The 13803-nt window shown below is 72.0% G+C and carries 15 protein-coding genes; 13 read left to right on the plus strand and 2 right to left on the minus strand.

The features are described from left to right. The first annotated feature begins 5 nt into the window (after positions 1–5). Positions 6–200: a ferredoxin gene (locus ACIQWX_RS30020; RefSeq protein ID WP_400877966.1), complete on the plus strand. Its 195-nt coding sequence runs from the start codon at positions 6–8 to the stop codon at positions 198–200. A gap of 37 nt (positions 201–237) precedes the next feature. Next, positions 238–801 (plus strand): TetR family transcriptional regulator, encoded by a 564-nt coding sequence (locus tag ACIQWX_RS30025; RefSeq protein WP_400877969.1) that lies wholly within the window; start codon positions 238–240, stop codon positions 799–801. Positions 802–838: 37 nt separating this feature from the next. On the opposite strand, the gene ACIQWX_RS30030 is transcribed toward ACIQWX_RS30025, so the two are convergent. Next, on the minus strand, positions 839–3583 hold the full coding sequence (locus tag ACIQWX_RS30030; RefSeq protein ID WP_400877972.1) for an FAD-binding and (Fe-S)-binding domain-containing protein: 2745 nt from the start codon (positions 3581–3583) through the stop codon (positions 839–841). 84 nt (positions 3584–3667) lie between these two features. Here ACIQWX_RS30030 and ACIQWX_RS30035 point away from each other — a divergent pair, with 84 nt between their 5' ends. The 8 genes from ACIQWX_RS30035 to ACIQWX_RS30070 all read left to right on the plus strand — a co-directional run bounded on the left by ACIQWX_RS30035 (position 3668) and on the right by ACIQWX_RS30070 (position 11226). After that, complete coding sequence (locus ACIQWX_RS30035; protein ID WP_400877974.1) at positions 3668–4807, plus strand: GAF domain-containing protein; 1140 nt, start codon at positions 3668–3670, stop codon at positions 4805–4807. After that, on the plus strand, positions 4783–5427 hold the full coding sequence (locus ACIQWX_RS30040) for a response regulator (RefSeq protein ID WP_400877977.1): 645 nt from the start codon (positions 4783–4785) through the stop codon (positions 5425–5427). Before ACIQWX_RS30035 ends, ACIQWX_RS30040 begins: the two co-directional genes overlap by 25 nt. A gap of 13 nt (positions 5428–5440) precedes the next feature. After that, entirely contained in the window at positions 5441–6256 is an 816-nt protein-coding gene (locus tag ACIQWX_RS30045) for a PHP domain-containing protein (RefSeq protein ID WP_400877980.1), read from the plus strand. Positions 6257–6374: 118 nt separating this feature from the next. Beyond that, positions 6375–7184, plus strand: coding sequence for an ABC transporter ATP-binding protein (locus tag ACIQWX_RS30050; protein ID WP_400877983.1), 810 nt, complete (start codon positions 6375–6377; stop codon positions 7182–7184). Then, on the plus strand, positions 7181–7954 hold the full coding sequence (locus ACIQWX_RS30055; protein ID WP_400877986.1) for an ABC transporter ATP-binding protein: 774 nt from the start codon (positions 7181–7183) through the stop codon (positions 7952–7954). Before ACIQWX_RS30050 ends, ACIQWX_RS30055 begins: the two co-directional genes overlap by 4 nt. Beyond that, entirely contained in the window at positions 7951–8829 is an 879-nt protein-coding gene (locus ACIQWX_RS30060) for a branched-chain amino acid ABC transporter permease (RefSeq protein ID WP_400877989.1), read from the plus strand. The genes ACIQWX_RS30055 and ACIQWX_RS30060 overlap by 4 nt, the downstream gene beginning before the upstream one ends. Before the next feature lie 7 nt (positions 8830–8836). Then, a complete protein-coding gene (locus ACIQWX_RS30065) occupies positions 8837–9979 on the plus strand; it encodes a branched-chain amino acid ABC transporter permease (RefSeq protein WP_400879745.1) in 1143 nt (380 codons plus the stop codon). Beyond that, positions 9976–11226, plus strand: a complete 1251-nt coding sequence (locus ACIQWX_RS30070; protein ID WP_400877992.1) for an ABC transporter substrate-binding protein — start codon at positions 9976–9978, stop codon at positions 11224–11226. Before ACIQWX_RS30065 ends, ACIQWX_RS30070 begins: the two co-directional genes overlap by 4 nt. Here ACIQWX_RS30070 and ACIQWX_RS30075 read toward each other — a convergent pair. Next, on the minus strand, positions 11168–12229 hold the full coding sequence (locus tag ACIQWX_RS30075) for a Glu/Leu/Phe/Val dehydrogenase dimerization domain-containing protein (RefSeq protein ID WP_400877995.1): 1062 nt from the start codon (positions 12227–12229) through the stop codon (positions 11168–11170). The two genes, ACIQWX_RS30070 and ACIQWX_RS30075, sit on opposite strands and share 59 nt — an antisense overlap. Positions 12230–12309: 80 nt before the next feature. Between ACIQWX_RS30075 and ACIQWX_RS30080 the strand changes: the two genes are divergently transcribed. The 3 genes from ACIQWX_RS30080 (at position 12310) to ACIQWX_RS30090 (ending at position 13775) form a co-directional block, all read left to right on the plus strand. Next, positions 12310–12810, plus strand: a complete 501-nt coding sequence (locus ACIQWX_RS30080; protein ID WP_400879748.1) for an Lrp/AsnC family transcriptional regulator — start codon at positions 12310–12312, stop codon at positions 12808–12810. Between the two features lie 94 nt (positions 12811–12904). Further along, positions 12905–13162, plus strand: a complete 258-nt coding sequence (locus ACIQWX_RS30085; RefSeq protein WP_400877998.1) for a hypothetical protein — start codon at positions 12905–12907, stop codon at positions 13160–13162. A gap of 40 nt (positions 13163–13202) precedes the next feature. Next, positions 13203–13775 carry a GNAT family N-acetyltransferase gene (locus ACIQWX_RS30090; RefSeq protein WP_400878001.1) on the plus strand — a complete coding sequence of 191 codons (573 nt, stop codon included), beginning with the start codon at positions 13203–13205 and terminating at the stop codon, positions 13773–13775. Positions 13776–13803 lie beyond the last annotated feature (28 nt).

The raw sequence follows: 13803 nt of genomic DNA on the forward strand, positions 1-13803 counted from the left end.
GCCCGGTGAAGATCACCGCCGACACCGAAGCCTGTGTCGCTTCCGGACAATGCGTCCTGCTCGCGCCGGGGACATTCGACCAGGACGAGGAGGCCGGCATGGTCGTCCTCCTCGCCGACGAGCCGGCGTCCGGTGAGGACGACGCGGTCCGCCAGGCCGAGCTGACCTGCCCGGCCGCGGCGATCCGGTTGACCGGGTAGGAGCGCGCTTGTCCCGTTTGCCGGTTAGCCTGCTCCCGTGACGGAACAGGCCGGCCGGCGGCGGGACGCGGCGGCGACGCAGCAGGCGTTGCTGGACGCGGCCGCGAAGCTGTTCGCCGAGCGCGGCTTCGACCGGACCACCGTGCGCGACATCGCGGGCGAGGCCGGAGCCAACCAGGCACTGCTGTTCCGCTACTTCGGCAGCAAGGAAGCGCTGTTCGAGGCGGTGATCGCCCGCGACGGGCGCGAGCAGCTGGCCACCACGCCGCCCGAGCGGCTCTTCAGCGCGTCCCTGCACAGCATGCTGGCGCCCGAGGGGGCGCGGAACCGCACGCTCGAGACCTACCTGCGTTCGTCGGGCAGCGACGGCGTCGCGGCCGCCATCCGCGAGGAGATCGGCGAGGAGTACGCGCGGGTGCTGGCCACGCTGACCGACGCCCCGGACGCCGAGCTGCGCGCGGACCTCGCGCTCGCGTGGCTGATGGGCATCGCGCTGGTCCGCGAGGTCAGCGGCAAGGAACCCTTGGCCAGCGCCGACCCCGACGAGGTCGGCCGACTGGTCCTCACGGCAGTCCGGACCCTGCTGGAGCGCGCGGAATAGCGGTCGTGAGTGAGAAACAGTGTTCTAACCCTGTTTCTCACTCACGACCGGGCAGGGCGCGGCGCAGGAGTTCGGCGAGGTGGACCGGGCGGCGACCCGACTCCTGCTCGATCTGGGTCCGGCAGCTGAAGCCGTCCGACACCACCACCGTCTCCTCCGAGGCCGCGCGGATCGCCGGGAGCATCCGGTCCTCCGCCACCGCCTTCGAGACCTCGTAGTGCCCGCGCTCGAAGCCGAAGTTGCCCGCCAGGCCGCAGCACCCCGAGTCCAGCGTCGTGTTGCGGACGCCCGCCGACGCGAGCGCCGACTCGTCCGCGCCGAAGCCGAGTACCGCGTGCTGGTGGCAGTGGACCTGCGTGATCGCGTCGACGTCCAGGGCCGCGAACGGGATCGGCGCCCGCTCCAGCAGCTCCGCGAACGTGAACGTCCGGGACGCCAGCAGCGCGGCACGCTCGTCACCCGGCAGCAACGCGGCCAGGTCGCCGCGGAACAGGGCCGTGCAGCTCGGTTCCAGGCCGGCCACCTCGTATCCCTCCTCGAGGTACGGCGCCAGCACGGAAAGCGTCCGGTCCAGGACGCGGCGCGCGACGCCGAGCTGGCCCGTCGACACCCACGTCAGTCCACAACAGACTCCGCGGTCCGGCAGCACGACGTCGTAGCCCGCCGCGGTGAGCACCTCGTGAGCGGCCTCCAGCACCGACGGCGTCAGGTAGTTGTTGAACGAATCCGGCCACAGCACCACGCGGCGCTCCCCCGACGCCTTCCGCCGGAGGTCCGCCCGCGACGACGTGAAAGCCGAAGAAGCGAACGAAGGCAGCGAACGTTCCGGCGCGATCCCGCCGAGCCGTTTCACCAAGCCCGCCAGCCGGGACCGTCCGACAGCGTTGGCCAGCCGCGGCATCCGCGCGCTGACCCGGAGCCACACCGGCAGCCAGCCCATCGAGTAGTGCGACGCCGGCCGCAGCCGCCGCCGGTAGTGGTGGTGCAGGAACTCCGCCTTGTAGGTCGCCATGTCGACGTCGACCGGGCAGTCCGACAGGCATCCCTTGCAGGACAGGCACAAATCCAAGGCGTCGTGCACTTCGGACGAACGCCACCCGTCCGTGATGACCTCGCCGTTGATCATCTCGGCGAGCAGGTGCGCCCGCCCGCGCGTCGAGTGCTGCTCCTCGCGGGTGGCCCGGTAGCTCGGGCACATCACACCGCCGCCGCTGGTGTTGCGGCACTTCCCCACGCCGACGCAGCGCCGCATCGCCTGGCCGAAACTCCCGCGGTCCTCCGGATAACCGAGGAAGACACTGTCCTCAAAGGACGCCGTGGTGGCCCGGACGCGCAGGTCCGCGTCGATCGCCCGCGGCGCCACCAGGATGCCGGGGTTCATCCGGCCCGCCGGGTCGAAGATCGCCTTGAACCGGGCGAAGACGTCGATCATCTCCGGGCTGTACATCCGGGACAGCAGCTCGGACCGCGCCTGGCCGTCGCCGTGCTCGCCGGACAGCGATCCGCCGTGCGCAGCGACGAGGTCCGCGGCCTCCTCGAGGAACCTCCGGAAGTCCGCCACCCCGGACGACGAGAGCATGTCGAAGTCCAGCCGCATGTGCAGGCAGCCTTCGCCGTAGTGGCCGTAGACGACGCTGCGCCGCCCGTGCGCCCGCATGAGGTCCTTGAACTCGCGCAGGTACGCGCCGAGCCGCTCGGGTGGGACGGCCGCGTCTTCCCAGCCCGGCCAGGCTTCCGAGCCGTCCGCGAGCCGGGTCGCCAGTCCCGCGCCCTCCTCGCGGATGCGCCACAGCCCGCGTTGCGCGGCCGGGTCGTCGACGATCGCGAACCCGGTGAGGTCCAGCGATGCGGCCAGTTCCCGAGCCCGCGCGGCCGGATCCTCTCCCGCCAGCTCGACGAACAGCCACGCCCCGCCCGGCGGCAGGTCGCCCGCGCGGCCGGGCAGCATCGCGACCAGCTCGGCGTCCACGCCTTCGACGGTCAGCGGCGACCACGGCAGGATCGACGGCACCGCGTCCGCCGCCGCGATGTCGGACGGGAAGCCCAGCACCGCGAGCACGCGACGAGCGGGCAGCTCGGCCAGCTCGACTTCCGCGCCGAGCACCGTCACGCAGGTTCCCTCCGAGCCGACGAGCGCCTTCGCGACGTCGAACCCGTTCTCCGGCAGCAGGTGTTCGAGCCCGTAGCCGGACACGCGCCGCGGCCACGTCGAAAGTTCCTTGCGCAGCAACGCCAGGTTGTCCCGCACCAGAGCACGCAGCTCGTCGAAGATCCGGCCTTCGGTGGGCTCGTCCCGTCCGACGCGCAGCCGCGTGCCGTCGTAGAGCAGCACGTCCAGCGAGCGGACGACGTCGACCGTGCGCCCCCACGCCACCGAGTGCGAGCCGCACGCGTTGTTGCCGATCATCCCGCCGATCGTGCAGCGGCTGTGGGTGGACGGGTCCGGCCCGAACCGCAGCCCGTGCGGTGCCGCGACGGCCTGCAGGTCGTCGAGCACCGTGCCGGGCAGCACCCGCGCGAGCCGCGTCGACGGGTCCAGCGAGAGCACGCCGCCGACGTGGCGCGAGGTGTCGATCACCAGGCCCGGCCCGCACGCGTTCCCGGCGACGCTCGTGCCACCCCCGCGGGCGATCACCGGCAGGTCACGATCGCGGGCGGCCGCGACCGCGGCGACGACGTCGTCGACGCTCTCCGGCAGCACCACGCCCCGGGGCACGTGGCGGTAGTTGGACGCGTCGGTCGTGTACAGCGCGAGCGTGGCGGCGTCGGTGAGGATCTCCACGCCCCCATTCAAGTCGACGGACGGCCTCCGTACCTCTCCAGCCGGGTATGTCCGAAACCACAGTCCGTGTGCCATCGTGATCGCGTGACGGCGAAAGAGCACGTCGCCGAGTACAGCGCCGTGCTGGGCGAGCTGCTGCGCGAGCGGGAAAAACTGCTCGGCACGCTCGACCGCGTCGCCGCGCTGCACGGAACCGCGCGCCTGGTCCGGGAGACCGTCGGCGCGAAAGCCGGCTTCGTCGCCGAGCTCGACCAGCCGGGGCTCGCCGTGATCCGCTGGATGTCGGGCACCCGGACCGGCTCGCTGCAGGACCTCGAAGTGCCCGTCGGCCAGGGCATCGGCGGGCGGGTGCTGGCGCTGGGCCGCCCGGTGCGGGTCACCGACTACGTCAGCTCGCCCGCGATCACCCACCAGTTCGACGCCCAGGTGCGCGGCGAGGGCCTGGCCGCGATGCTCGCCGTCCCGATCGTCGCGCGCGGCGAGACCGTCGCCATCGCCTACGCGGCCATGCGCGAGCCCGCCGACTTCGGCGACGACGCCGTCCGGCGGATGGAGGAGGTCGCCTGCGAGGCCGGGACGGCGTTGCAGCTGGCGAAGGTCGCCGAGACCGACCGGACGGCCGCGGTGGCCGGCGAACGCCTGCGGATGCAGAGCGCGCTGCACGACTCGGTCGGCGCGCTGCTGTTCTCCATCGGCGTCCAGGTGCGCGACCTGCACTCGGACGCCTACGGCAACCCCGCCCTGGAGGCGCGGCTACGCCGGCTGGAGGGCGACGTCTCGGCGGCGGCCGGCGCGCTGCGGGAGTCGCTGCTGGCGCTGTCGGAGTCCAGCCCGGAGCGGGCGCTGCCGGTCGAGCTGGCCGAGCACTGCCGCTCGTTCCAGGCGCGCTGCGGTGTCCCGGCCCGGTTCGTGCAGCTCGCGGCGGTGCCACCGCTGGACGCCGAACGGACCGCGCTGCTGGTCGCCGCGGTCCGCGAAGGGCTGCTCAACGTCGAGAAGCACGCCGGAGCGTCGTCGGTGATCGTGAGCCTGCTGCCCAGCGAGGACGGCGTCCAGGTGGTCGTCGCCGACGACGGCACCGGCGGCGAACCCGTCCCGGGCACCGGCATGGGCCTGCGGACGCTGACCGGGCGCGCCCTGCGGCTCGGCGGGCGGGTCAGCCTCGTCCGCGATGACGACGACGGCTGCACCCTGCGTGCGTGGGTGCCGCTGGTACGGCCGTGACGCCCGCGACCGTGTTCGTCGTCGACGACCACCCGGTGGTCCGCGACGGCGTGACGCTGCTGCTGCGCTCGGACCCGTGCCTGAGCGTGGTCGGCTCCGCGGAGTCCGGGCGGCTGGCGATCGAGCGGGTCGCGGCGCTGGCGCCGGACGTGATCCTGCTCGACCTGCGCCTGCCGGACATGCTCGCGCCGGAGGTCGTCACCGAGCTGCGGCGCGTGCACCCGGACGGCAAGATCGTCGTCTTCACCGCGCACGGCGACCACCAGGGCGTGCTGGCCGCGCTGGAGTCGGGGGCGCACGGCTGCCTGCTCAAGGACGCCGCCGGCGCGCAGCTGGTGACCGAGCTGCGGCGGGTCCTGCGCGGCGAGCGCGTCGTCGACCCGCGGATCCTGCCCGACGCCGGGCAGCGGTCGGACGCGCTGGCCCGCAGCGGCCTGACCCGCCGCGAGTACGAGGTGCTGCGGCTCGCCGCGCAGGGCCAGACGAACCCGGAGATCGCGGAGTCGACGGGGCTGGCGCGCAACACGGTCAAGACGTACCTGCAGTCGGCGCTGCACAAGCTCGGCGCGCGCAACCGCGTCGAGGCGATCGGGAAGGCCAGCGAGGCCGGGCTGCTGTGAGATCCTCGGCCGGGTGACGATCGACCTCCACACGCACAGCACGGCTTCGGACGGGACGACGCCGCCGTCCGAGCTGCCCCGGCTGGCCGCCGAAGCCGGGCTGACCGTGCTGGCGCTCACCGACCACGACACCTTCGCCGGCCTGGCCGCGGCTTCCGCTGCCTCGACCGTGGAACTCGTTCCCGGCGTCGAAATCTCGTGCCGGCTCGACGAGTTCGAGGTCCACCTGCTCGGCCTGTTCGTCGATCCTTTGCACGCGCCCTTGGCCGGTGAGCTGGAGCTGATCCGCACCGACCGCGTCCGCCGCGGGGTGCGGATGGTCGAACGCTGCCGCGAGCTGGGCGCGCCGATCACCCTGGCGCAGGTCGAGGCGATCGCGGCGGGAGCGCCGCTGGGACGGCCGCACATCGCCGCGGCGCTGGCCGCCGTGGGCATCACCGACGCCTTCACGGCCGACTGGATCGCCGACGGCGGCCGGGCGGACGTGCCGAAGCACGTGCTGTCCACTGTGGACGCGATCGCGCTGGTCCGCGCGGCCGGCGGTGTCGCGGTGCTGGCGCATCCGCGGTCGGTCAAGCGGCGCGCTTCGGTTTCCGAGGCGCAGCTAGCCTCGCTCGCTTCGGTCGGTCTCGCCGGGATCGAAGTCGACCACCCCGAGCAGCCGCCGGAAGTCCGGGCCCGGCTGCGTGAGGTAGCCGCGGACCTGGGATTGCTCGCCACGGGCTCAAGTGACTTCCACGGCGACCGCAAGCCGGTCCGCCTGGGCGAATGCACGACTTCACCCGAGGTGTTCGCCGCGCTCCGGGAGTCCGCCGTGTCCGTTTCGTAGCCTGCGGGGTCTCCACGTGGGGGTGTCCGGGAGCCCCGCCTGATCGCAGGATGACCGCCACCGACGGTGACTCACGTCACACGAGTGGAGGAGGCCTCTTGCGTCCTGGAGTGAGTCCGTGCTGACCGTGCGTGGCCTGCGGGTCCGCTACGGCCGGTCCACCCCCGCCCTGCACGGCGTCGACCTCGACGTTTCCGCCGACGGCGTCCTCGCCGTGCTCGGCAGCAACGGCGCCGGGAAGTCCACCCTGCTGCGGGCGGTCTCGGGCACGCTCCGGATGCACCGGGGCGCCGTCGACGCCGGCGAGATCCGCTACGACGGCCACGCGCTCGGCAAGCTCGACCCCGCCCGGATCGTCCGGCTCGGCGTCGTCGGCGTGCCCGAGGGCAGGCAGGTCTTCGCGCGGATGACCGTCGAGGAGAACCTGCGGGCCGGCGGCATCGGTGCCCGGACCGCCGCCGAACGGACCGCGGCCCGCGAGCGCGTCGACGAGCTGTTCCCGGTGCTCACCGAACGCGCCAAGCAGCGCGCCGGGCTGCTGTCCGGCGGCGAGCAGCAGATGCTCGCGATCGGCCGGGCCCTGATGTCCGCGCCGAAGCTGCTGCTGCTCGACGAGCCGTCGCTGGGCCTCGCGCCGAAGATCGTCGAACAGATCGGCCGGACCATCCGCGAGATCCACGAGCAGGGCACCGCCGTGGTGCTGGTCGAGCAGAACGCCGTGATGGCGCTGAACGTCGCCCACCACGCCGTCGTGCTGGAGGTCGGCCGGGTGGCGCTGGCCGGGACGGCCGCCGAGCTGTCCGCCAGCCAGGACGTCCGGCGGCTCTACCTCGGCGGGCACGCCGAGTCGCAGGAGACCGCCGACGCCGAAGCCGAGCAGGCGCGCGAGCAGCTGGCCGGCCGGACGCTGTCGAGGTGGGCCGGATGACGCCGCCGGAGCTGGGTGTCGAAGGCCTTTCCCTGCGCTTCGGCGGGATCCGCGCCCTCGACTGCGTGAGCTTCACCGTCACCCCCGGCTCGCTGCACGCGCTGATCGGGCCCAACGGCGCCGGGAAGTCCAGCTGCTTCAACGTGATCAGCGGCCTGTACCGGGCCAACGAAGGCCGCGTGCGGCTCGGCGACACCGATCTCACCGGGCTCGCGCCGCACAAGCTCGCCCGGCTCGGCGTCGGGCGGTCGTTCCAGAACGCCGCGCTCTCGGCCGGCTCCACCGTGCTGGACAACGTCATGCTCGGCCGGCACGCGCTGACCCGCGGCGGGTTCCTCGAAGTCGGGCTGCGGCTGCCGTGGACGGTCCGCGCCGAACGCCGGCACGCCGAACGCGCCCGCGAGATCTGCGCGTTCCTGGGCCTCGGCGCGGTCGTCGACGCCCCCGTCGGCGCGCTGCCCTACGGCGTCGTCAAGCGCGTCGACCTCGCCCGCGCGCTGGCCGTCGAACCGGTGCTGCTCCTGCTCGACGAGCCCGCGGCCGGGATGAACGCGGCGGAGACCGCGGAGCTGGCCGGCACGATCAGCGGGATCCGCGCCGAGCTCGGCATCTCGATCCTGCTCGTCGAACACGACATGGGCCTGGTGATGGGCATCGCCGACCGGGTCACGGTGCTCGACTTCGGCAGGCGCATCGCCGACGGCACCCCGGCGCAGGTCCAGTCCGACCCGGACGTCATCAAGGCCTACCTCGGCACGGAGGCGGCGTGAACACTTTCCTGCAGCTCGTGGTGAACGGCCTCGGCAAGGGCGCGGTGTTCGCGTTGCTGGCGCTGGGGTTCGTGATCATCTTCAAGGCCACCGAGGTGGTCAACTTCGCGCACGGCTCGCTCGTGCTCTTCGGCGGCTACCTCGTCGTCGTGACGCGGGACGCGCTGGGCTGGGTCGGCGCGTCGCTGGTCGGCATCGTCGCGGCCGGGGTGCTCGGCCTGGCCGTCGAGCGGCTGCTGCTGTCGCGGTCGCGCCACGCCGACGCGAACAGCCTGGCGCTGCTCACCATCGGCGTCGACGTGATCGTCACCGAGGAGATCGTCCGCCGTCTCGGCGTCACGCTGCCCTTCCTCGGCGACGCCTGGGACGCGAAGCCGTTCCAGCTCGGCGGGATCACGCTGTTCCGCACGCACCTGGTCGCGCTGGTCGTCGCCGCGGTGCTCATCACGGCGTTCTGGCTGGCCTTCAAGTACTCGAACTGGGGCGTGGCGATGCGGGCGCAGGCGGAGAACCGGGAAGCCGCGGCGTTGATGGGCATCCGCAGTTCGCGGGTCACCGCGACCGCGTGGCTCGTCGCCGGGCTGCTGGCCGGCGTGGCCGTGTTGTTCATCGCGACGCAGGACTTCTCCGGCGCCGGCCTCTCGCGCGGGACGCACTCGATCGCGCTGGCCGCGTTCCCCGCGGCGATCCTCGGCGGCCTCGACTCGACGGCGGGCGCGGTGGTCGGCGGCCTGGTCGTCGGGATCGTGGAAGCGCTCTCCGCGCAGTACGTCTCGTTCGACTTCTCGAAGAGCGCGGTCTTCCTGGTGATGCTGGTGGTACTGGTGGTGCGGCCCTCGGGGCTGTTCGGCACGAGGGAGCGAACGCGTGTCTGACAGCGCCGTGTCCGAAGTGGACACCCCACCGGCCGTCGAAGCCGCGCCGCCACCGCGCCGCGACTGGGGCAGGCTCGTGCGCACCGCGGCCTGGCTCGCGCTGCTGGTCGTCCTGCTCGCCCTGCCGCTCTACCTCGACGCCGCCTGGCTGAAGGCCGGGCAGTACATGATGATCGGCGGGGTCGGCGCGATCGGGCTGACGCTCGTGGTCGGGCAGGCCGGGCAGCTTTCCCTGGCCCACGCGTTCTTCCTGCTCGCCGGGGCCACCGGCTACACCGTCCTTTCCGGACCGACCGGCGACGACCGCGTGATCGGGTTCGGCCTCGACCCCGGCCTGTCGCTGCTCGGCGCGGTGGCCGTCGCGGCGTTGCTGGGCCTCGCCTTCGCCCCGGTCGCCGGGCGGCTGCGCGGGATCTACCTCGGCGTCGCCTCGTTGGCGCTGGTGTTCCTCGGGCTCTACTTCGGACAGTCGGCGGAGGAGCTGACCGGCGGGACCTCGACCGGGCGCGCGCCGGCGCCGTTCTCGCTGTTCGGCTTCCCGTTCACCAACGACGGTCCCGAAATCACCGTGCTGGGCGTGCCGATCCGGCAGGCCGAACGGACGTGGTACCTGTTCCTGCTGCTGACCGTGCTGGCGTTCGTGATCGCGCGCGGCGCCGTCCGGGGCCGCGTCGGACGCTCGTGGCGGGCCGTGCGCGACAACGAGGCCGCGGCCGCGGTGATGGGCGTCAGCGTGCTGCGGGCGAAGGCGGGCGCGTTCGCCGTCTCGTCGGCCTACGGCGGCCTCGCCGGTGCGATGACCGTGCTGTGGTTCGACATCCTCAAGCCGGACGAAAGCGAGTACGGCACGTACGGCATCAACGTGTCCATCGCCTACCTCGCGATGGTCATCATCGGCGGGCTGGGCTCGGTCTCCGGCGCGCTGGTCGGTGCGCTGATCGTGAACGGGCTGCCGCAGGTACTGGCCCTGTACTCGGCCGACCTCGGCTGGTTCTCCGGCACCGGCGACGGCGCGCTGACCCCGATCCTGGTCAGCTCGTTCGTCTACGGCGCCGCGATCATCCTCGTCGTCCTCTTCGAGCCCGGCGGCCTCGCCGCGATCGGCCGCCGGCTCACCCGTTCCCGCCGTCAACCCCCGGAGGAACCATGAAACGCACACACCTGGCGGCGGCGCTGGCGGCCGTCCTCGTCCTCTCCGCGTGCAGCACGAAAGCGGGCGACGCGGGCTCGTCGGGCCCGGACAGCTCCGGCGTCAAGACCGGCAAGGGGGTGACGGCTTCCGAGGTCACCCTCGGCGTGATGACCGACAAGTCCGGTGTCTTCAAGAACCTCGGGCTCGGCGTCACGCAGGGCAACGAGCTGTGGGCCAAGGACTTCAACGCCGCCGGCGGCGTCTGCGGGCGCCAGGTCAAGCTCGAAGAGGTCGACCACGGCTACAAGGCCGACACGGCGAAGACGCTGTACCCGCAGATCGAGCCGAAGGTGCTCGGGTTCGTGCAGCTGCTCGGCTCGCCGGTGGTGGCCGCGCTGAAGCAGAACCTGGCGACCGACAAGGCGGTCGCGGCGCCCGCGTCGTGGTCGTCGGAGCTGCTGGACAACCCGTACGTGATGATCGTCGGGACGACGTACGACCTCGAGATCATAGACGGCCTGGCGTACCTGCAGGAGCAGGGACTGCTCAAGGACGGCGACACGATCGGGCACGTGTACATCGACGGCGAGTACGGCAAGAACGGCCTGCGCGGCTCGCAGTTCTACGCGAAGAAGCACAACCTGACGGTCAAGGAAGTGAAGATCACCTCGACCGACAGCGACCTCACCAACGTCGTCACCGGCCTCAAGGGCGCCGGCGTCAAGCTGATCGCGCTGACCACCACGCCCGCCCAGACCGGGTCGGCGGTCGCGGCGAACAAGGCGCTCGGGCTGAACGTGCCGGTGCTGGGCAACAACCCGACGTTCGACCCGCAGCTGCTGAAGAGCCCCGCCGCGGGCGCGCTGGACAAGCTGACGATCGTGGCGAGCAGCGTGCCGTTCTCGGCCGACCTGCCGAAGGCCAAGGACGTCGCGGCGAAGTACAAGGCGGCGTACAAGGAAACCCCGAACGGCGGCGTCCCCTACGGCTACGCGGTGGGCGAGGTCTGGGGCGCGGTGCTGAAGAAGGCTTGCGACAACAAGGACCTCACCCGCGACGGCATTTCGGCGGCGCTGAAGCAGACGACCTCGGCGAACACGGACGACCTGGTCGCGGCGCTCGACTTCTCGAAGCCGGGAACGCCGGCGACGCGCCAGGTCTACGCGGCCACCCCGGACGCCTCGGCCGAGGGCGGCGTCAAGTACGTCAAGCCGCTGTTCGAGGCACCGGAGGCCAAGGAGTACGTGGCACCGCACCAGAAGTGAGCCGGCGCTCGGCCAACGCGGCCGCCTCCCGCAACGGGGTGGTCGCGTTGGCCCTCGCCGCGTTCAACAGGTCCGTGACGGTCTGCTCGATCGTCTCGACGCGAGCCAGCGCGTCCTCGTGGTCGAGGCCCTCCGCCTCGCGGGACAGCGTGTAGAGGATCCCGCCCGCGCTCGCCACGTAGTCCGGGACCCACAGGATGCCGCGCGCCGCGAGTTCGTCCGCGACGGCGTCGTCGGTCAGCTGGTTGTTCGCCGGGCCGACGACCAGCGGCGTGTCGAGCCGGGCCACCGTCTCGGGGCTGAGCACGCCGCCGACCGCCGCCGGGATCACCACGTCGGCCGTCAACGTGAGCGCCTTCTCCGGCTCGACCCACGTCAGGCCCTGGTTCTCCGCGCCGGCCCGCTTGGCCGGGTCGATGTCCGAGACGACGACGTCCGCGCCGCCGGCGTGCAGGCTCGCCGCGAGGTGGGCACCGACCGAGCCGTAGCCGCTGATCACCACGCGGCGTCCGGTGAAGTCCGCCGTGCCGGCCGCGGCCCGGAGCGCGGCGAGCACACCCACCGCCGTCGGGCCGCTGGAGGAACCGGTTCCGCCCGCCGACTCGGGCGTGCAGAACGCGAACGCCGAGACCTCGCGCAGCACCAGCATGTCGGCCGGGCCGGTGCCGACGTCCGGGCCGGCCAGGTAGGCGCCGCCGAAGTCGGCGACCAGGTCGGCGTGGTCGAGCAGGACGTCCCGGCGCTCGGCCGGCGAGAGGACGCGCCCGGGCTCCGGCGCGATGACGCTCTTGCCGCCGCCGAACGCCAGCCCCGCGACGGCGCACTTCGCCGTCATCGCCTCCGACAGGCGGAGGACGTCGCCGACGGCTTCTTCGAGCGTGGCGTACGGCTTGAAGCGGCAGCCGCCCACGGCGGGACCGAGGGCGGTCGAATGGATCGCGACCAGGGTGGTGATGCCGGATCGACGGCCCCGGCGGGCCACGAGCTGCTCATGTGCGGTCATGCCGACCGAAGTTAGGGTGAACATCGGCGGTACGGAGTCACCGCCGAACGAAATTCGGCAAGGACACGGAGGACGGCGTGCTGGACGAACTTGATTCGGCGATCGTGCGGCACCTGCAGGAAGACGCGCGGCAGACCAACCGCGACATCGCCCGGAAGGTCGGCATCGCCCCCTCGACGTGCCTCGAGGGCATCCGGCTGCTGCGCGAACGCGGCGTGATCCGCGGGTACCACGCCGACATCGACCTGCCGAGCCTCAACCGCGGCGTCCGAGCGCTGGTCGCGGCGCAGGTGCGGCCGCTGAGCCGGGCGGTCATCGACGAGTTCCAGCGGTCGATCGCCCAGCTGCCGGAGGTGCTCTCGGTGTACGTGACCGCGGGGAGTGACGATTTCCTGATCGAAGTCACGACACCGGACATCGACGCGCTCCACGCGTTCCTCGCCGACCGGCTCGCGTTGCGCCGGGAGATCGTCGGCTTCCGCACGTCGATCGTTTTCCGGCACCTGCGGAAGACGACGATTGAACCACTCGGCGCGGGGTATCCGGGAGTCACCCGAGAAGACGCGACACGCCACCCCTAAGTGTTTCCCCTAAATCCCCCGGTTCGCACCCTCGGAGGCGGAAAATGTCGGTGGTGAGTGGTCTGATGAGTCCCGACGGGAAGGAGGCACCGCCATGACAACGGAACTGAACCACCGTGAGCGGGCCACGTTGAGAGCCGTGGCCGGGGGCCACGCCGAGATCAGCTGCAGCTGCGAGCCCGACCTGTTCATCGACGGCCTGAGCTGCTGCGACCAGTCCACCGTGCACCGACTCGCGCGGCTCGGCCTGATCGCGCCTGCCCACCCCGGCAAGTGCGGCGAGCGGGTTGCCGCCGTGCTCACCGAGGCCGGCTCGCTGGCGCTGGGCGAGGTCCTCGCCATCGCCGCGTAATCGCGTTGCCACACACTGGGGTTACTGCCAGCATCACCCGATGCACGTATTCCTCGAAACCGAGCGGCTGATCTTCCGCCGGTTCACCGAGAACGACGCCGACGCACTCTTCGAGCTCTACGACGACCCGGCCGTGATGAAGTACCTCAATGGGGGACAGCCGGCGGATCGCACCGAGATCGTCTCACTCGATCTTCCCGCGTTCCTCGGTTACTACGAGCGTTTCCCCGGTTACGGGTTCTGGGCGGCGATCGAGAAGAGCACCGGCGATTTCCTGGGGTGGTTCCATTTCCGCCCGCGCCCGCAAGATCCACCGGACGAGCCGGAGCTGGGGTACCGGCTGCACCGGAAGGCGTGGGGCAAGGGCTACGGAACCGAAGGCTCGGCGGCCCTGCTCGCGAAGGGCTTCACCGAACTGGGGGTCACCCGCGTGACGGCGTTCACCATGACGGTGAACAAGCGGTCACGGCGGGTGATGGAGAAACTGGGGATGCGGTTCGTCCGCACGTACTTCGAGGAGTTCCCGGAGCACGAGCGCGCTCCGGGCAGCGAGCACGGCGAAGTCGAGTACGCCATCACCCGCGAGGAGTGGTCTGCCGCGGCTCGGTCGTGAGTGGGAAACAGTGTTCCAACCCTGTTTC

It is taken from the genome of Amycolatopsis sp. NPDC098790, assembly GCF_044759945.1.
Lineage (GTDB): Bacteria > Actinomycetota > Actinomycetes > Mycobacteriales > Pseudonocardiaceae > Amycolatopsis.

Excerpts from the sequence above, each read along its gene's own strand:
- ACIQWX_RS30055 (WP_400877986.1), top strand. The coding sequence starts at position 7,181 with ATGACGCCGCCGGAGCTGGGTGTCGAAGGCCTTTCCCTGCGCTTCGGC.
- ACIQWX_RS30085 (WP_400877998.1), top strand. The coding sequence starts at position 12,905 with ATGACAACGGAACTGAACCACCGTGAGCGGGCCACGTTGAGAGCCGTG.
- ACIQWX_RS30075 (WP_400877995.1), bottom strand. The coding sequence starts at position 12,229 with ATGACCGCACATGAGCAGCTCGTGGCCCGCCGGGGCCGTCGATCCGGC.
- ACIQWX_RS30090 (WP_400878001.1), top strand. The coding sequence starts at position 13,203 with ATGCACGTATTCCTCGAAACCGAGCGGCTGATCTTCCGCCGGTTCACC.
- ACIQWX_RS30070 (WP_400877992.1), top strand. The coding sequence starts at position 9,976 with ATGAAACGCACACACCTGGCGGCGGCGCTGGCGGCCGTCCTCGTCCTC.